Consider the following 18,289-nt stretch of genomic DNA (forward strand, 5'->3'; position numbering starts at 1 on the left):
CGTCGGCTTCGACGACATGAGCGAGGCCCGCTATTTTCAACCTGGCCTCACGACCGTTCGGCTCGACTTCAACGAGGTCGGCCGGCTGGCGGTGGAGCGCGTGCTTCGGCTGATGGGCGGCGAGCCCGCGGAGCTGATCCCCGTCATTCAACCGGAACTGGTGGTGCGCGACAGCACCGCGGCCCCACATCAGTGCCCTTAGCCTCACCATTCATTTAATGGGCTATCCATGTAAGTGCAGTAGACTGCGGAAATGCTGGAACGGCCCGAAGCGGGGCTGCACTATCCAGGTAGCCTCGCGGAGCTACGCAGTTGGTTTCCAGACGACGATGCGTGTCTGGACTTCTTGGACTGGTTGCAATGGCCCCAGGGATTCACCTGCCCTCACTGCGACTCATCCCGCAGTTGGCGGCTACCTGATGGGCGCTATAGCTGCGGAGGCTGCAGGCGTCGGGTCAGCGTGACCGCTGGAACCATCTTTCACCGGACGCGCACGCCGTTGACGGTCTGGTTCGAGGCGGCATGGCTGTTGACGGTGCAGAAGCACGGCGCGAGCGCGTTGGGCCTGCAGCGTGTGCTGGGGTTGGGTAGCTACCAAACCGCCTGGGTCAGGCTGCACCGATTCCGGCGGGCCATGGTCGTGTCCGATCGCGACAAGTTATCAGGTGAAGTGGAGGTGGACGAAACCTTCATCGACGGGAAGAACAAGCCGGGCAAGTGCGGTCGCGGCACTGCTGGCAAGACGTTGGTTGTCGGGGCGATCGAGCGGTTGCCAGAGGGACGACGAGGCTTCCGGCGTGTGCGGATGGCCGTTATCGCCGACGCGACATCGGCGTCACTGCGCGAGTTTGTGGCCGCGAACATCGAGCCGGGCAGCACCGTGATCAGCGACGCGCTCACCAGCTACCCCGGCGCTCTGAAGGGCGAGGAATACGAACATCAGCCGATCAATGTCAAGCGATCCGGGCTGAAGGCGCACGAACTACTGCCGGGCGTGCATCGGATCTTCAGCCTGCTCAAGCGCTGGCTCGATGGCACGCTGCAAGGAGCCGTCGAGCCAGACCATCTGCAGTCCTACCTCAACGAGTTCGTCTTACGGTTCAACCGGCGCCACGCTCGCCGACGTGGCCTACTGTTCTTGCGACTGCTCGAACAAGCGGTCAACACCAAGCCGCTGAGCTACAAAGCACTCGTCGCCAACCCACAGCCGACCGGACGTGTCGGGCGACCACCAGGTGCCCGCGAGTGGCCGGGCACGCTCGCCGCCGAGGCGCTAGATCGTCCGTGGCGTTCAGCCACCCCTGACTCGACAGCCGGGCCGCCTGAAGCCGGCCGCCATTCGGAAAACGCCCGTTGATCGGGAGCAGGACGACCACTGCACTCACATGGATAGCACATTTATTGAATTTCCTCGGAGCGGACCTTGAGGACCTCGTCGAGAACGGCAGCAACAGCACGGGGGTCATGCGCGAACCGGCCGAGGAAGAGACCATCGACCCCGGCGCCGAGACGACCGAGTAGCCCGGGCCCCGCGCTGCCGCCGTAGATAACCCTGCCGGAGTGGATATGTGAATTGGTTTCCAGCACGTCGCGCAGCCTGGCGCAGACCTCGGAGATGTGCTCCACTGAAGCCGGCTCGACCGCGCCGATCGCCCACTGGGGCTCATAGGCGACGATGACATCTGCGCCTGTCTCTATCCCGTCCAAGACTTCGATGATTTGCCCGACGCAGTCCGTGGCTGCGTCCTTAGGTGATCCCGCTGTCTCCTCACCGATGCACAACACAGGAGTCAGCCCGTTCCTCAACGCGGCTCGCGTCTTCGCAGTGACGATAGCGGGGGTCTCACCGAAGAGTCGCCGCCGCTCCGCATGCCCGACCTCGGCAAGGCTGACGCCCATCTCGGCCAGCAACGCGCCGCTGACCTCACCTGTGAACGCGCCGGAATCCTCAACGGCGATGTTCTGCGCGCCGACACGGATCCCCGTGCCCTCTGCCAGATCGAGTACCGATGGGAGTAACGGGAATGAGGGCAGCACGAAGAGCTCGAGCACACCGGACTGTATGGCCGGATGCGTGCGCGCTATCTCGGCGACTGATCGCATCCATTCAATGGTCCGGGCCTGCCCGAAATACATCTTGGTGCTCACACCGACGGTGAACGGTCCGGGCGTCATCGCTTATACGCCGGCCTTCTCGTAGTCGGTGATGGCGCAAACCTTGTCGTTCGACGCGCTGGACGTGTCGAAACGATAGCTCAGCCATTCGCGCGCGAGTCGCCTAGCGAGTTCAATGCCCACAACGCGCTGCCCGAAAGTCAGTACCTGAGCGTCGTTTGAGAGTACCGCGCGTTCTACCGAATAACTGTCGTGCGCGGTAACCGCGCGGATGCCGGTCACCTTGTTGGCGGCGATGGCCACGCCCAGACCTGTTCCGCAGATCAGGAGCGCACGGTCCGCTTCGCCCCTGGCCACCATTTCCGCCGCTTGTATCGCCACGTGCGGGTATGCGGTGTGGCTGTCGGCGTTAACCCCGACATCGATCACGGATGCGACAAGGTCACTATCCTGCAGGTCTTTCTTCAGGACCTCCTTGTAGTCGTATCCGGCGTCATCCGACCCGATGACGATTCTTAGTGACTTCATGTGCGTCTCCTACTTCTCAGTGTTGTGTCGGCCGGCGATCACGCCGGACACGGCGGTCACGATCAGCGCAAAGGAATGGGCGCCGGGATCCGGGGTGCCCACGCTCTTCTGCGCGTGCGGGCGGGCGCGGCCGATGCGCGGTACCAGCGCTCTGGTGGCCGCAGCGGCTTCGGTCGCCGCTTGCGAGGCTAGGAGCCAAGCCTCAGCTAAAGGTGTCCCAGCGCCAACCGCCTCCTCCAGCGAGTCCACGAACGGCACAATGGCATCGACCATCGTCTTGTCCCCGATCTCGGCATGCCCGAATGACCGGATGCAGTCACTCGCTGCCCGCATCGCCTGCGCCACCCCCTGCCCGGTAACCTCCTGTTCGTCGCCGAACTGTTCGCCCAGTGTCCTCAAAGCTCGGCCCCAGAGCGCGCCGGACGTGCCCCCAGCGCGGTCGGCCCACGCGTCACCCGCGGATGTGAGCACCGTCGCCGCGCCGGCGCCGCGCTCGGCGGCCGCTTCACCGGCGGATCGAGCGGCCGTCGCGCCGCGCTGCATGCCGATTCCGTGGTCGCCGTCGCCGGCGACGGCATCCATCTGCCCGAGTACACCGGCGTTTTCATCGATCGTCTGTGTCACTGCTCGCAGCGCGGTGGTGATCAGGCGTGCAACTTCGCGGGAGACGTCGGTCGCCGCCGGAATCTCTTCAATGTTGCCACCATCCATCCCGACTACGGCGGACCTCGTGCTCCAGTCGGGAGCTCCTGCAGCGACGCCGCCCTTGCGGTATGCCGGGCTGTCGGCCCCGGCGAGCCAGTATTCTTCCAGCTCCTCGTCGAGCCACGCCAAGGTCAGAGAGACTCCAGCCATGTCGAAGCTGGTGACGAGTTCTCCCACCTCGGGGTCTACGACGGTCACACCGGCGGCATCGAGCAGCTGCTCGACACGGCGGTACACCACAAACAACTCCTCGTACTTCACGGAACCGAGACCGTTGAGGATGAGTGCGACGCGCTGATCGGATGCGTTGTCGACCCCGGCGGGAAGTTCGGCCAGCAGGGTTGATACGAAAAGTGCAGCGAGTTCGTCGGCACTGGGCACTTCGGCCTCGTCGATCCCCGGCTCGCCGTGAATGCCCATTCCCACAGCCATGCGGCCGGACGGCACATCGAAGAGCGGTGTGGCTGAACCGGGGAGAGTGCATCCGGAGAAGGCTACTCCGAAGCTGCGCGTTCGGTCGTTGGCATGGCGGGCGATGCGTTCGACGTCATCCAGTCCGAGCCCCGCTTCGGCTGCAGCGCCGGCAACCTTGTACACCACGAGGCCGCCGGCGATGCCGCGTCTCTTGTTCTTCTCGGCCACTGATGCGCTCGAGATATCGTCTGTTACCACGACGGTCCTGCAGTCGATGCCTTCCCCTTTGAGGCGCTGTTCGGCCTGGTCGAAGTTGAGCACGTCGCCGGCGTAGTTGCCGTAGCAGAGCAGGACTCCGCCGGAGTCGGCTGCAGACCGGGCGACGCTGTATACCTGCTGGCTCGACGGCGACGCGAACAGGTTGCCCATGGCCGCGCCGGCAGCGAGGCCGGGACCGACCAGCCCGCCGAAAGCGGGATAGTGGCCTGAGCCGCCACCGACAACTAGTGCGACGTGACCCGCAGCCACGCGGTCTCGCCGCACGACGCCACCTGTCACCGCGCGCACCCAGCGGCGGTTAGCAGCCACGAATCCGGCTGTGAGCTCGTCGGCGAAGGAGACAGGGTTATTGAACAAGCGGGTCATACGGGCCTTCCGGTGAGGTGCGAGTCATCGACGTATTGGTCGGGGCTTGGCGGTTAGTGGATCGGTGAAGGTCCGAGTTCCCGCACGAGCTGGGCGAGCCTGCTGTAGGCCTCGCTTCGGTATGCGACGAGAGCTTCCACCTGCTCTGGTGCGAAATTGCCGGTGAGACCGGCTCCGTTCTTGGTCCCGTGCCTGCCGGCTTTGACCGCGTCCTCCAGCATCTTCGGAGTGGCAAGACGCGGGCCGAATTCTTCTCCCAGTGTGCGGAACCCGTTGGCATAGACGTCGAGGCCGGCCATGTCTGCGATCGCGAACGGGCCAAAGAAGGCAAGCCGGAAGCCGAATGTGGAACTGACGATGGTGTCGACATCTTCCGGAGTCGCAATGCCCTCTTCGACGATTGACATCGCTTCCTTGAGGAGCACGTATTGCAGCCGGTTCAGTACAAAGCCGGGCACATCGGCAACAAGGGCGCTAGAGCGGCCCGCACGGGCAAGCATCTCCTTTACGACCGGGATGAGGGCGCGGTCGGTCTGCTCTCCCGCGACTAGTTCGACGCCCGGGATGAACGGAGCCGGGTTGCTCCAGTGCACGGTGAGGAAGCGTTCTGGATGTTCAACGGCCGACTCAAGTACCCGCACCGGGATCGTCGATGTGTTGCTGCCAATGATCGCGTCACCTCTAGCTGCAGCGCTGACGCGGCGAAGTACCTCGTGCTTGACCGCCACGATCTCCGTGACGGCTTCCTCCACGAAGTCCACTCCGGCGACGGCTTCCTCGATCGTGTCGGCCGCGCGGAGATTGGTCCGAACCGTCTCGGTGCTTCCCTGCGCGAAGAGGCCCTGATCCTCGAACTGCTGCGACTCCGTGAGGAGGCGTTCGAGCTGGGCTCGCGACGCTTCGGCGGACACGTCGGCGATGGTCACCGCAAATCCCGCTGACGCCAGCGACTGGGCGATCCCGCCACCCATATAGCCAGCGCCGATAACGGCCACGGTTTGGATTCGTTCAATCATCGTTTACTTCTTCCTTGTGAATCGGGACAGCGATGGCGTCGCATCGCCTGGATCGTTGTGGCCGTACGGTGGTCAGCGGGATACGGCTTCTGATGGAAGGATGCGCCGAAGATAGTCGCGGTTGGCCGCGCTGACGCCGAGGCCGTCCCCCCCGTAGTGCTCCACGCAAAACGCTCCCCGGTAGCCTTCGGCGATCGCGAAGGACACTGCCTCGCGGTAGTTGATCACTCCGGATTCCATCGGCGCCGGCATCGTTGCGATGTGCCCGGTGGTCGCATCCTCACTGCGGTAGTAGCTCTTGACGTGCCAGTAGGAGGCGTACGGCAGGGTTTTCGCAACCATTTCCTGCCATCGTTCGACGGGGCGGTGCAACCGCAGCAGGTTTCCGAGGTCAGGGTTGAGTCCGACCGACGAGTGACCGATGTCCTGCACCAATTTCACCGCGCTGTCGGCACTGCCCAGGTAGGTGTCCTCATACATTTCCAGTGCCAGTGATACTCCCACGGATTCGGCGTGCTCGCCCAGCTCGCGGAATCGCTCGACGGCGCGGCGCCAGACCGATGCGTCGTCGGGGTCGACGGCGCCCTGCGCAGTCCAGAACCACACGGCGGCGGCCTGCGCGGCAGTGAGGGCGCGCATGAGTCCGAACGACACCGTACTGACGCCGAGTTCTGCGGCGACGTCGATGACACGGTGGCTGTATGCCAGATTGTCGTCGCCACTCTCCGGGTCAATGACACTCCTTCTGGCGGTGGACAGTGACACCATGCCGAGTCCGACATCCTTGAGCACGTCAGCGAACTCAACCCGCCGGTCGGCACTGAGGTCGGCGACCCGCAACCAGGAATCCGTCGGGTCTACGTGCTGGAAGCCAGCGTCCGAGACCTGCCGGAGAGTCCCGGCCCACTGCTCGGCGGTCTGCTCCTGTACAGAAGTCCCGGCCGCGTCGGTCGATCCAAAGTTGATCATCGCTGCCGCGATCGGCCAATTCTCGCGGTTGAGTGGGGCTTCGATGCCGGGTACGCCATTCACTTGGTCACCTCGGCTTCGGCGACGTCGAGGCGCGGGATCCATACGCGCATCGTCGACGCTCCGCGGTTCGCCCAGCTGTAATAAGGGATAAGGGTGAACTCGACCGGGCGGTTTGTTCCCTTCGGGACTGCCCCGGAGTACGGCCAGTCATCGTGGTCGATCGCCCGCTCCGCCCCGCGTGCCAGAAGCGGGACGATGCCCTCGAGGCCGACATCTGAGGCTGAATCGTGAAGACCGGCGGACGTGTCGATCGTCACCAAGTCAAGGTCCAGCTCAGGCTGGTCAGGCGATTCCAGCGCGTAGACGAGGGGTCCTCGCTCGACTGCTGCGCAACCGCGCACATCGTCGATCCGCGGATCGGCGTAGACGAACCGGGGGCGCATGTCGAGCCTCAGCTCCACCGTGTCGCCCGTTTTCCAGGCACGAGTGACGCTGACGGTGCCCGAAATGACGAGCTTCTCCTCGCCGGCGACGGTCAGCTTCGCCTCCTTACTCCAGGCGGGCACGCGGAGGCTCAGCGTCCACTCCTCGCCGTCGGTCTCGGCGACCGTCACTGTGATGACGCCGTCGTTGGGGTAGGTGGTTGTGACGTCGAGTCGTGCCCGGCGGTTTCCGAACGCGGTGTCGAGGGCGCCGGCGGCGTATTGGTGGATCTGGATGCCGTCGTCATCGGTCGTTGCAAGATATCCGCCGAGGCTCGCGAGGGTGCGGGCCAGGTTCGTGGGGCAGCACGAGGTGGTGAACCATTCGGCCCGGGTGCCGTCGGTTCGGCGCAAGCTCGGCACGCCGGGCTCCGGATCGATTCCGGGCGCACGTCGCTGTAGGGCGTTGACATAGAAGAACGAGCGGCCGTCTGCCGAAGGGGACGACACAATGCTGTTGTACAGCGTGCGCTCGATCAGGTCGGCGTAGCGTGTTTCGCCGGTGGCGAGGAGCAGCCGCCAGGCCACGTGTACTGACGCTACGGCGGCACAGGTCTCCGCATACGCACGTTCGCTGGGAAGTTCGAAATCATCGCCGTAGGTTTCACCATGGTGGTTCGAGCCCATGCCCCCGGTAAGGTAGGTGCGCCTGTCGAGCGTGCGGTCGTATTGGGCCTTGACGGCACTCATCAGGGCCACGTCGCCCGTTTCCACGGCGACGTCGATGGCGCCGGCGGCCAGGTACAGCGCCCGCACCGAGTGACCGACGAGTACCGCGGCATCCCGGACCGGCACATTGTCCTGGTAGTAGTCGCGGCCCTTGAACATGGTGTCGCCCAGCGTCTTGTGGCCCCGTCGTTCGACGAAGATCCGCGCCTGCTCGAGGTATCGATGCTCACCGGTCGATCGGTACAGCTCCACGAGTGCGGTTTCGATCTCGGGGTGGCCGTCGATGGTCTGCCTACCGTCCTCGCCGAACTCCGCGCAAATGTGGTCGGCGACGCGGCGAGCGATATCGATCAGGTCCTCCGGACCACCTGTGCGAATGGCTGCGACGGCTGCCTGGAGCAGGTGCCCAAAGCAGTAGAGCTCGTGGCCCCACTCCATGTCGCTGTACCGGTCCGGTCCACCGTCGTATCCGTAGTATGTGTTCAGGTATCCATCACTTGCCTGGGCCGCTTGGAGCAGCTCTGTCAGCGCGACGATGCGTTCTGTGAACTCGGGCGCTGATTCCCGCGCGTTTTCCCAGGCCATAGCCTCGATGGTCTTATAAATCTCGGAATCCGTGAACAAGCGGCCGACGCGCTCGGTCGCAAGGGTGCTTCTGGCCGCCGCACGGAAATTCTCGATCCAACCCACTCGCTCGAGTGAGTTATCGCAGTGGGGGATGATCGATTCCCGGTTGAGCCGCTGCCGGTCGGCCCAGAAGCCCCCGCTAATTCGGTAGTCCGTGAGCGCCAGCGGTCGCAACGCGCCACTCGAGGTTCGCGGGTCCACGGGCACTGCGGCGGAAAGGGTCGTTGTCATGTCAAAACTCCTAGGTCGGGAAGTGAGGAAGCGATGCGGGAGAGGGTCAGCCACGGACTGCGCCTGCGGTGAACCCGCGCACGTAGTGGCGCTGCAAGAGGGTGAAGACCAGCAGGCAAGGGATGGCCGTGACGACGATGCCGGCCTGAAGCGCGCCGAGATCGATCGTGCCCATTTCACCGCTTCTGAGGCTCACCAGCGCCACCGGAAGGGTGAAGTTAGTTCCCTCGGTCAGGAAGATCAGCGGGGTGAGGAATTCGTTCCACGAGGCGAGGAAGGCGAACATGCCGACGGTGACCATCGCCGGGGTGACGGCGCGCAGAAGGATCCGGCGTAACGCGCCGAGGCTGGTGCAGCCATCGATGAGCGCAGCCTCCTCGAGTTCCTTGGGAAGACCCTCGAAGGCGTTGCGCATCATGAAGAGGCCGAACGGCAGCTGGAACATGATGAGCACGAGGGCGACGGCCAGGAGTGAGTTCTGCATGCCGAACCAGCCGAGCATCGTGTAGAGCGGCACGAGGATCGTCGGGTGCGGGATCATCAGGATGGCGAGTGCTCCAAGGAACAGGAGGTTCTTGCCGGGGAAGTTGAACCGGGCGAGGGCGTACCCGGCAAGAACTGTGATGAGGAGCGTTCCGACGACGGTGATGGTGGTCACCACTGTGCTGTTCCAGACGTACTGGCCTAGACCGACACCGTATTCGATGAGGCGGTTGTAATTGTCTAGGCCGAAGCCTGCTTCACCTCCGGTGGCACGCGATCCGTAGACCGACGTGAAGAACGCCCACACCAGGGGTCCCAGGAAGAGTACCGCTAGGACGATAGAGACGCTGTAAAAGCCGGAATTGCCGAGCCCGCGGCGGGTTTTTCCGCTCACGCGAGGGTTTTTCACTTGGGGTTCCTTTCGCGGAAGAAGTACAGCTGGGCTGCGTTGATAACGACCAAGGAGACGAGAAGGACGATCGCGATGGCCGCCGCACTGCCAAGGTCGAACATCGTGAATGCCTCGCGGAACATCGCCATCACCATGGTCACGGTGCTATTGCTCGGTCCGCCCGCGGTCAACACGTAGAACGGCTCGAAGGCGAGGAGGGAGCCTGTGATGCTGAGCACCAGGATGAGAAGGATGGTGGGTTTGAGCAAGGGCAGGGTGACGTGCCAGAGCGTCTGCCACCAGCCGGCGCCGTCGGTCCGGGAGGCCTCGTAGACCTCAAGAGGAATTGCTTGCAGTCCTGTCAGCAGAATGATCATGTTGAACCCGGCGAAACGCCAAGTGACCATCACAACCGTCGACGCGAAGGCATTGTCCGGCGTGCCGAGGAAGTCGGCGTTGCCCTGCAACAAGCCAAGCGAGCGGAGAATGTCGTCAAGCGGACCGAACTCGTTGTTGTACAACGCATAGAAGAGGAGCGACGAAGACGCCAGGCCGACGGCGGCGGGAAGCAGGAAGGCTGTGCGAAAGAATCCCACGCCGGGTCGCGCGTTCTGTACCAACAGGGCGAGCGCGAGCGAGACAACCAGGAAGATCACCGTGATGATCAGTGTGTACTTCAGGGTGAAGAGGATCGAGTCGATGAACAGTGTATTCGAGCCGATCGCTATGTAGTTGTCCGGCGCGTTGAACACTGGCTCGCCGATCAGCGGCCAGTCGTTGAGGGACATCCAAAATGCGAGCGCGAGCGGCACGGCGAACAGAATGATCACGAAGATCGCGGCCGGCAGCGCGTAAAGCGCCCCCGCTGCTTGCTCGCGCCGGGCCTTGGTCGCGAATGACTTCTGCCACTTCGGCGGATTGGTTAGCGTTGTTGTCGCCATAACGTGGCTCCTGGTGATAGGCGGTAGTCGAAGGGTCCGGAATCGAACCGGACGCGGACGGGACCCGATCAGAGGCCCGGAATGGACCCCGCCCGGACGTGGGCGGGGTCCGATCCGCGTTAGTTGCCAGCGAGGGACGAGGAGATCGCGTCGTTCGCGTCGGAGAGGGCTGCCTCTGCGTCCGTTCCGAACAGCGCCTCACGGAACGCGCTCAGCGCGGGACCGTTGGGGTCGTTGAAGGTCTGGCCGTAGTTGAGCGCCTTTGGTGTGTCGCCGATGCCGACCAATTCGTTAAGCTTGACGACCCGTGGGTCTGCCGCTGCGTACTGGTTGTCCGCAAGGTCGGCGCGCACCGTGAGCTGGTTCATCTTCGCAAAGACATCGACCTGTGCCTCTTCACCGATCGTCCAGGAGAGGAAGTCCCAGGCTCCGTCGACGTCTTTGCAGGAGGAACTGATACCGACGGCATCCCCACCCACATACGCGCTCTCGCCGCCACCGACGCCGGGAATTCCCTGCACGCCGATCTTCAAGGCTTCCGTTTCGGGAACCGTCTCGAGCACGGAGTTGCTAGCGAGGACGTAGCCCACGTTGCCGGTCCCGAAGACTTCGTTCCTTGTGGCACCAGATTCGTTACGAACGCTGTCAGGACTGGCGCCCGAGGCAAACATCTTGTTGAAAGCGTCGAAGACCGCGACGGACTCTTCCGAATCCAGCAGAGACTCAGTGCCGTCTTCGGAAATGGCCTCGCCGCCAGAGGCCCAGATAGCCGGGAAGTGCGTGAACGATATGCTGCCCGCGTTGTTGCCTGTGTAGTACAGGCCAGAGTAATCGCCACCGAGGGCCGCCACCTTTGCGGCGTTCGAGGCGAGCTCTTCGAGGCTTGCCAGTTTCTTCGTCGGGTCGATGCCTGCCTTCTCGAGGAGGACGTCGTTCTGGAAAATCGCTGAAACGGCCACGTTGTGCGGTACGCCATAGATCTTGCCGTCTTCGCTGGCGAGGTTAATGTGGCCCTGAGCGAGCTCGTCGGCGAAATCGAGCGCTTCAACTCGGTCGGTGATGTCGACATACAGGTTCTTGGTCACGAAGTTGGGCATGTACACCACATCGGATGCCATCACGCAGGGAAGCTGATCGGCCCCGGCAGCGACGCCGACCTTCTGAAGGTAGCTGTCGGTTGGGACGACCGTCAGCTCGACCTTCTGATCGTGCGACTTATTGTACGCGTCGACGAGCGCCTGGCTCTGGCTGGCGGTTGCGGCGCGCGCCCACATGCTGATCGATTCGTTTGACGCGGCGGGCTGTTCACCGCCACCGCTTGCACACGAAGTGAGAGCGAGAGCGCCGAAGAGGGTGCTCGCCACTAAGGCAGTTCGCTTACGAGAGATGCTGCTCATGTTGAGATTCCATTTCTTTGCCACAGCGCCAATGCCGCAGCTAGTTAGTAGTGGTCAATCCGCGCGCAGCAGAGAGGAAGCTACATCGCGACTCGCGACTGAACCTAACACTAGTCAGACTAGTTAGGCAAGAATCGTGGACGAGTTCTCGCCACTCTCACTCGTTTTCTTCTGCTGCGTGGCAAATTTATGCCATTTTCGCGGCAGGTCCCATTACGAACGGGACTCACAGCACGCTGACTTATCTGATGAGTTGCAAGATTTTTCTTACATGAACGCGCGCTTTCTGGCAGACTAGATGCATGACATCCATAGATCAGATGGAAGAGCCGACCTCCGCGGGCGACCGCGGCGCCGGTCAGCTTGCATCGCATGCCGTCGTGCAGCATGTTTTGCAATTGATCTTCGGCGGTGGTGTAGAGCCGGGAGATTCGCTGCCGTCGGAAAGCGAGCTTGCGGGGAGCCTTGGCGTGAGTCGCCTGACCGTCCGAGAAGGGATCCGTGCCCTTGAGGCGCGTGGCCTTATCGAAGTTCGTCACGGCCGTCGACCCGTCGTGGCACATCCAAATGCCGTTCCGCTCCGCGATTTCTTCTCGGCCTCGGTGCGCAGGGATCCGCGGGGCTTGCTTGAGCTGCTTGAGGTGCGGCTTGCGATCGAGGTTCATTCTGCTCAGCTGGCTGCCCAGCATGCGACGAGGGCAGACCTCGCTTTGTTGGAGATGTCCCTCGAAGCAATGCGTCGGTTTGTCAACGACGAGGATGCGTTCAACGACGCGGACGTTCGATTCCATGCTGCTGTGGCTTCTGCCAGTGGGAACAGGATGTTGAACTTCCTGGTCGAAGGCATGGAAGAGCCGCTGCACCACAGTCGCTTGCAGAGCATCCGCGGCTATCGGAGCAAAGCCGACGACATCGAGTCGTTGATCGAGCAGCACGGGGAAATTTTTGAAAAGATCAGTTCTCGCGATGTTCGCGGCGCCGCCACGAGCATGCGCAAGCATCTCATCCACACGCGGAACGATCTTCGGGCGGCGGCCGCAATCCAAAATGGGGCCACCTAACGTTCCCCTGGTTTAGTGCCGTTGCGATAGACATTCCTTTGCCCCGTCTGATCGACACCCTGGCCGTACACGCCGAGGCGGGGCCTTGGGGCCGCTCCCCCTTCGGCGATTCAGTTGATCTAAGCTCTATGCAGCATGGCGCAGAAGGCAGGCTGCGGTGGCATTACCTATTCTCTCACGCTCTCACGGCCCGGCGCCACGAGATTGATCTCACTCCACCGTGGATACGGCGCTTGCGGAATGACCTCGTGCGACTGACGAGGTGACATGCCCGTCGGCTTTCTTTCGGTCGGGGTGCTCTGAGCCCGCGCACTGCGCGCAACACCCGCCGGCTCGGACTCGCCAGGACCCGTCGGACACCCCGGCACCCTCTGAAAGGAAAACTTCATGGACTACAGAAAACTCGGCAACAGCGGCATGTACGTCAGCGCCATTGCTCTGGGCAACTGGGCAACCCACGGCGAAACCGTGGACCAGGATGTCGCCACCTCCTGCGTTCGCAAAGCCCTGGACCTGGGCATCACCACCTTCGACACCGCCGACGCCTACGCGGGCACCAAGGGAGAGACCATGCTTGGGCAAGCCCTCAACGGCGTGCGTCGCGAGGGCATAGAGGTCATGACGAAAGCGTTCTTCCCCACCGGCCCCGGCAGGAATGACCGCGGCTTATCCCGCAAACACGTCATGGAGTCCATAAACGGCTCGCTGCGCCGGCTGCAAACAGACTACGTCGATGTCTACCAGGCGCACCGCTACGACTACGAGACCCCGCTGACCGAAACAATGGGTGCCTTCTCGGACATAGTTCGTGCCGGGAAGGCCCACTACATCGGCGTCTCGGAATGGACGGTGGAAGAGATCCGCGCCGGCGCCGCTTTGGCTGACGAGCTGGGAATCCAGCTCGTCTCCAGCCAGCCGCAATACAACATGCTCTGGCGAGTCATCGAGGCCGAGGTGATCCCGGCCTGCGAGGAGCTCGGGATCACTCAGGTGTGCTGGTCGCCGCTGGCCCAAGGCGTGCTGAGCGGCAAGTATGGCGCTTCCACCGTCCCGGCCGGAAGCCGTTTCAGCGCCGATGACGGCGGCCTGAAGACAGAACACAAATTCATGCAGCCGGCGATCGTCGAACGAGTTGAGAGGCTCAAACCGATCGCCGCCGACCTCGGCGTGCCGCTGGCTACCCTTGCCGTGGCTTGGGTACTGACCAACCACAACGTCTCCGCGGCCATTGTCGGCGCAAGCCGCCCTGGGCAGCTCGACGAAACCGTCAAAGCCACCGACTTAATCCTTGACCAGGAAACGCTGGAACTGATCGACGGCGCCCTGGGCGAAGTCATCGAGCGCGACCCCGCGAAGGTGGAGTCTTTCCTCCAGCGCGTCTAGGAGCGTGGGTCAGTAACACTAAAGTTTAAAACGCCGGTCGATTTCCCGGGGTTGGGGTGGGGGTCTGGGAAAATTGCTTATGAGCGATTCTGATGGTCTGTTCCCCGCGACAGAACTTGAGCATGTTGACCTGGTCGTGGATGACGGAGTCGAGGCTGGCGCTGGCGTGAACAAACGGTTTCGGGCGTTCGAGCCGGCGGCGGTGATGTTGGTGCCGCCGTCGCTGGATGAGTGGTTGCCGCAGAACCACCTCTCTCGTTTCATCGCGGACATCGTCGAGACGCAGCTGGACTTGAAGAAGTTCTACGCGTCCTACGCGAAGTCGAAGGGTCAGCCGCCCTATGACCCTCGACTGATGGTCCGCGTGCTGCTTTACGGGTATTGCGTCGGGGTTCGCTCGTCACGCGAGTTGGAGCGGGTCTGCGTAGACGTGGTCGCGTTCCGCTGGTTGGCCGCGCAGCAGGCACCGGATTTTCGCTCCATCGCCCGGTTCCGCAAACGCCACCTCTCCAGTCTGGGGAACGTGTTCTTGCAGGCATTGGAACTGTGCCGCGCGGCCGGAATGGTCTCGCTCGGGCAGGTCGCGTTGGACGGCACGAAAGTGCGCGCGAACGCGTCCCGGCGCAAGGCCATGAGCTACGCCCGCCTGACGGAGAAGCAGAAAGTCCTCGCCGACGAAGTCTCCGCGCTGCTGGCCGACGCCGATGCGATCGATGACGCTGAGGATGCCCGGTTCGGGAAAGACAAACGCGGTGACGAGTTGCCGCCGGAACTCGCCCGGCGGGAGTCACGCCTGGTGAAACTGGCCGAAGCGCGCGCCGCGTTGGAGGCCGACGCGGCCGCCCGGGCACGGAAAGACGCCGAGAAGAAAGCCCGAGACAAAGGCGACGATGACGATGCCGCCCGGCAGAAGGGTGATGGCGCGGCGAAGAACGCGGTCGTCGCTCCGAAGGCGCAACGCAACTTCACCGACCCTGACGCACGGATCATGAAGACCGCCGATGGGTCGTTCCATTACGCCTACAACGCGCAAGCCATCGTTGATGCCGACCACCAGATCATCGTCGCGACGACGCTCACGAATGTTGGCGTGGACGTTGAACAGGTCGTGCCGCTGGTCGAGAAACTCCACGCCACGATGGGAGTTCTGCCCCGGCAGATCCTGGCCGATGCCGGGTATTGCTCAGCAACAAATCTCGACTACTCCAAGACCATGGAAGCCGCCAGCGACGGCCGGACCGAGTTTTTCATCGCGACCGGCCGGGTGAAGCACGGCGAGAATGTTCCCGACGTTCCCCGGGGCCGGATCCCCGCCAATGCGACGCTCCGGGAGCGCATGGCCCGCAAGCTCAAGACGAAGAAGGGCCGAGCCGTTTACGCGCGGCGCAAAGCGATCGTGGAGCCCGTGTTCGGTCAGATTCATACTCGGCAGGGGAAGTTCGTGTTGCTACGACGGTTGGAGCAAGCAGCTCACGAGTGGGATCTGATCGCGGCCTGCCACAACCTGATGAAGCTGCACACTATGCAAACCAAGGCGCTTCTGGGCGCACGGGCCGCGCTGATAGCGCGGCCGGCAACCTGAAGAACGGGCAGGACCGCCCTGACGGGCGGAACCTGCCCGGGGCCAGACGACGGTCCGCGGTCCTGGCCCTGTTTTCGATCGACACAGAACGATCAGACGTTGAAACCGCCGGAAATCGCCTACAGCCCAGCCCAGCCCGCCCCAGCACCGCCGACCCGAAATCTGCCCGATCAACACGGGATAGGCGTTACTGACTCACGCTCCTAGGGGAGCCACAGGAAAGTGATGCTGTCGTCCGCAATGCAGGGTTTTCCGGGTATACCCAGGGACCGAAGGTGGTGCTGGACGAGTTGGGACCGGATGACAGTGACGTCGTCATCACTGCCATGTACGCATCACCCAGCTGCTCAACCCCGACCGTACTGAATCCGTTCGACGCTCCCTATCAGATCACGCTTGAGCGTGGCGAATTCGCGGTGTGCCCCGAGCTCAACCAGGCCGCCCAGTGGCAGCGCCTCGAAGTGCGCGCGGCCGTGTCTCAGGTGCCCGCGCTCAGGCCGGTGATCTCGGTGATCTGGGGCCAAGATTCCCGTTACTTCGAGAGTCCGGCGATGATCGGGGGGTACAACACAATCGCCCTCGAATACTGCGCTCGACTCGACCTCACCGTGAGGACACACGGCGAGAACGGCTTCGTCAGGACCCTGCCCGAACATCAAGTGAAGTGGATCATCACGGACGACGGCGGGTGCGGTCCATTGGAGAGCCGTCCCGACGCCGCGGTCAGCACCCGGCTCGCGAATGACGTCGCGTACTCCTACTCCCTGGGCCCGGGGAAAATCTCGCTTGACTCCTCCGGCTTTCCTCGATTCACGCGCGCGACGATGCCCACGTTCACGGTGGACCCGCAGGGCGAGTCCAAAGCCGCCATCTTGGACCTGTACGTCAACTGCGTCACGGTGGCGGTGGGGGACCGGACGAGCCGGGTCACCGAGCCCAACTGTCCGGGTGGGGCCGGCGACCGGTATTTGAAGGGCACGGTGGTGCAGCTCGCCGGCGACGTGCACGATGACGAGGGAATCTACGGTTGGTACGGGTCCGACGAATGGAACGGAACGACCGCCTGGGTGATCGCCGAAGAAGACCGTTCCGTCGCCATCTCCATCGACTCTCCGAGTTCGACCGAAAAATTCGTGAACACGATGAGTGGCCTGGCGCAACGGATTGTGGCCGCGGCGGTCATCGTCGCGACCGGACTCGTGCTCGCGAAGATGCTGCTGCTGAAGATCACTACAATGGCGCTCAAAGGGGTGGGCGAACTCGTGTCCATTGCCGGCGGCGGTGACGACATGAAGCGTGCCATGAACCGGCTGGACAACACGGTCAACGCCGTCATGTCGACGGTGGGTCTGTTTAGCACCTGCGTCAGCCAGGGAGCCCGCGGCAAGGGAACGCTCACGCAACCGCCGAGCGGAGCGGCGTCCACGGGCGTCGCCGCGGCGTCGGGTGCGGCGGCGGTCACCGGCCGGTATGCGGGCGGCGCAACGGGCGGCGGTGCGAAGGTGATCCTGACGGCGAGAACAGCGGTCGACCTGTTCGGCAGCAACACCAGCCTGTATAGCAAGGATGCCGCGCAGGCGTGGACCTCGATGGGAACCGGGCTGGGCGGTTGTATGAAATCAGGGCTTCAAGAGAACGCTGAGATGGTGGGGACCGATAAGTAGGCTGCGTGGGCGCCGTCGGACTAATTCGTGAGGAACCCACGAACTCCATCAACGGACTCGAAGGACTGGTGCCGCCCGGAAGCCGTGCTGAGGTGATCGCGACCGGGTCGGTGTGGGCGGAGAGCGTGGTGCACCGGCCGGCTCGTATTCCCTGCGGTGGAGCGACATTCCCGGCAACCGCATCCTGCAGTATGACCTGGTGACGGGTGTGACGAGCGTCTATCAAGCGGATTCGATCTGGTGGATGAACGATTCCTCGGACCTTCGGTGGCGGTGTAGAAATCCGCTGCTATGTGCAAAGCGTCGTCTCGACGAACGTGCTTACGTCGTTTCTCTCTGCACAATCCACCCAGGGAAGGCGGACATGAGATCGGGATCTCGACCCCCTAAAGACGTCAAGGCGTTCTCCGCCCAGAAGTGGGCCACCTTGTCAAAATTGAAACCAACGGTGGTGAGGCCTCGCCTCGCAATGGGACGGTCTCCCGTGCCAATGTGCGAGTAGCGCGTGGACGAGAAGTTGATCGTTGAAGCGTTTCGAACGAACGCAGCCAGCTCGTCGGCATGAGCGATGACTCCCGTGATTGGCTCCGCTCCGGAGAACCACGCCACCCAACGTGACATGACCCGTCCCGGCGAGGGTGAATGTGTATAAGCGTGCATTTCGGAGACATCGGACACACAGCACATTTCCAGATGCGTCGGGCGCCTTGAGGCCGCGTATCTCCACGCCCTCACCGGCAAAGCATCCCCTCGCCGTGACCGATGCGGGGACGTCGAACCGCTGCTCACGAGCCGCCTCAGCGCACCATGAAGATCGTCGCCAGGAGGGTGCAGGCTACTATGCAGTCGCGTGCGTCACCACCCACCGCATGCCTCGCCTCGCACTTGCTCAAACCTGTTGACGCCGACCCAAAACAGGGCCAATAGTGCCTTGGGTTCTACTGGTCGTTGCAACACCCAGACTCTTGGGAGTTTGCATGACC

General features: G+C 63.1%; 15 protein-coding genes. 6 read left to right on the forward strand and 9 right to left on the reverse strand.

What is annotated here, in order from left to right; all coding sequences use genetic code 11:
- Window positions 1-202, forward strand: a 202-nt coding sequence (locus tag E3T43_RS08380) for a substrate-binding domain-containing protein (protein ID WP_166791275.1), incomplete at its 5' end; no start/stop codon positions are given.
- Window positions 203-253: 51 nt separating this feature from the next.
- Window positions 254-1,357, forward strand: a complete 1,104-nt coding sequence (locus tag E3T43_RS08385) for an IS1595 family transposase (RefSeq protein ID WP_370449914.1) — start codon at window positions 254-256, stop codon at window positions 1,355-1,357.
- A gap of 41 nt (window positions 1,358-1,398) precedes the next feature.
- On the opposite strand, the gene E3T43_RS08390 is transcribed toward E3T43_RS08385, so the two are convergent.
- The 9 genes from E3T43_RS08390 to E3T43_RS08430 form a co-directional block, all read right to left on the reverse strand.
- Window positions 1,399-2,148, reverse strand: a complete 750-nt coding sequence (locus E3T43_RS08390) for a triose-phosphate isomerase family protein (protein WP_241978879.1) — start codon at window positions 2,146-2,148, stop codon at window positions 1,399-1,401.
- 30 nt (window positions 2,149-2,178) lie between these two features.
- Complete coding sequence (locus tag E3T43_RS08395; protein WP_134472073.1) at window positions 2,179-2,643, reverse strand: ribose-5-phosphate isomerase; 465 nt, start codon at window positions 2,641-2,643, stop codon at window positions 2,179-2,181.
- A 9-nt stretch (window positions 2,644-2,652) separates the two neighbouring features.
- Complete coding sequence (locus E3T43_RS08400) at window positions 2,653-4,407, reverse strand: dihydroxyacetone kinase family protein (RefSeq protein WP_134472074.1); 1,755 nt, start codon at window positions 4,405-4,407, stop codon at window positions 2,653-2,655.
- A gap of 53 nt (window positions 4,408-4,460) precedes the next feature.
- Window positions 4,461-5,423, reverse strand: a complete 963-nt coding sequence (locus E3T43_RS08405) for a 3-hydroxyacyl-CoA dehydrogenase family protein (protein ID WP_134472075.1) — start codon at window positions 5,421-5,423, stop codon at window positions 4,461-4,463.
- A gap of 72 nt (window positions 5,424-5,495) precedes the next feature.
- Window positions 5,496-6,455 (reverse strand): sugar phosphate isomerase/epimerase, encoded by a 960-nt coding sequence (locus tag E3T43_RS08410; RefSeq protein ID WP_241978880.1) that lies wholly within the window; start codon window positions 6,453-6,455, stop codon window positions 5,496-5,498.
- On the reverse strand, window positions 6,452-8,404 hold the full coding sequence (locus E3T43_RS08415; protein ID WP_134472077.1) for a glycoside hydrolase family 127 protein: 1,953 nt from the start codon (window positions 8,402-8,404) through the stop codon (window positions 6,452-6,454). The genes E3T43_RS08410 and E3T43_RS08415 overlap by 4 nt, the downstream gene beginning before the upstream one ends.
- A gap of 46 nt (window positions 8,405-8,450) precedes the next feature.
- Window positions 8,451-9,296 carry a carbohydrate ABC transporter permease gene (locus E3T43_RS08420; RefSeq protein WP_241978881.1) on the reverse strand — a complete coding sequence of 282 codons (846 nt, stop codon included), beginning with the start codon at window positions 9,294-9,296 and terminating at the stop codon, window positions 8,451-8,453.
- Window positions 9,293-10,219: a carbohydrate ABC transporter permease gene (locus E3T43_RS08425; protein WP_134472078.1), complete on the reverse strand. Its 927-nt coding sequence runs from the start codon at window positions 10,217-10,219 to the stop codon at window positions 9,293-9,295. The genes E3T43_RS08420 and E3T43_RS08425 overlap by 4 nt, the downstream gene beginning before the upstream one ends.
- 119 nt (window positions 10,220-10,338) lie before the next feature.
- Window positions 10,339-11,616: a sugar ABC transporter substrate-binding protein gene (locus tag E3T43_RS08430; protein WP_134472079.1), complete on the reverse strand. Its 1,278-nt coding sequence runs from the start codon at window positions 11,614-11,616 to the stop codon at window positions 10,339-10,341.
- 302 nt (window positions 11,617-11,918) lie between these two features.
- On the opposite strand from E3T43_RS08430, the gene E3T43_RS08435 reads away from it, so the two are divergent.
- From E3T43_RS08435 to E3T43_RS08450, 4 genes are all read left to right on the forward strand, one after another.
- Entirely contained in the window at window positions 11,919-12,677 is a 759-nt protein-coding gene (locus E3T43_RS08435) for a FadR/GntR family transcriptional regulator (RefSeq protein WP_134472080.1), read from the forward strand.
- Window positions 12,678-13,064: 387 nt separating this feature from the next.
- A complete protein-coding gene (locus E3T43_RS08440) occupies window positions 13,065-14,060 on the forward strand; it encodes an aldo/keto reductase family protein (RefSeq protein WP_134472081.1) in 996 nt (331 codons plus the stop codon).
- A 79-nt stretch (window positions 14,061-14,139) separates the two neighbouring features.
- Window positions 14,140-15,642, forward strand: coding sequence for an IS1182 family transposase (locus E3T43_RS08445; RefSeq protein ID WP_241978882.1), 1,503 nt, complete (start codon window positions 14,140-14,142; stop codon window positions 15,640-15,642).
- Window positions 15,643-15,917: 275 nt separating this feature from the next.
- Window positions 15,918-17,306 (forward strand): hypothetical protein, encoded by a 1,389-nt coding sequence (locus E3T43_RS08450; protein ID WP_134472082.1) that lies wholly within the window; start codon window positions 15,918-15,920, stop codon window positions 17,304-17,306.
- Window positions 17,307-18,289 lie beyond the last annotated feature (983 nt).

This window comes from Cryobacterium sp. Hh7, assembly GCF_004403155.1.
In the GTDB taxonomy this organism is placed as follows: Bacteria; Actinomycetota; Actinomycetes; order Actinomycetales; family Microbacteriaceae; genus Cryobacterium; species Cryobacterium levicorallinum.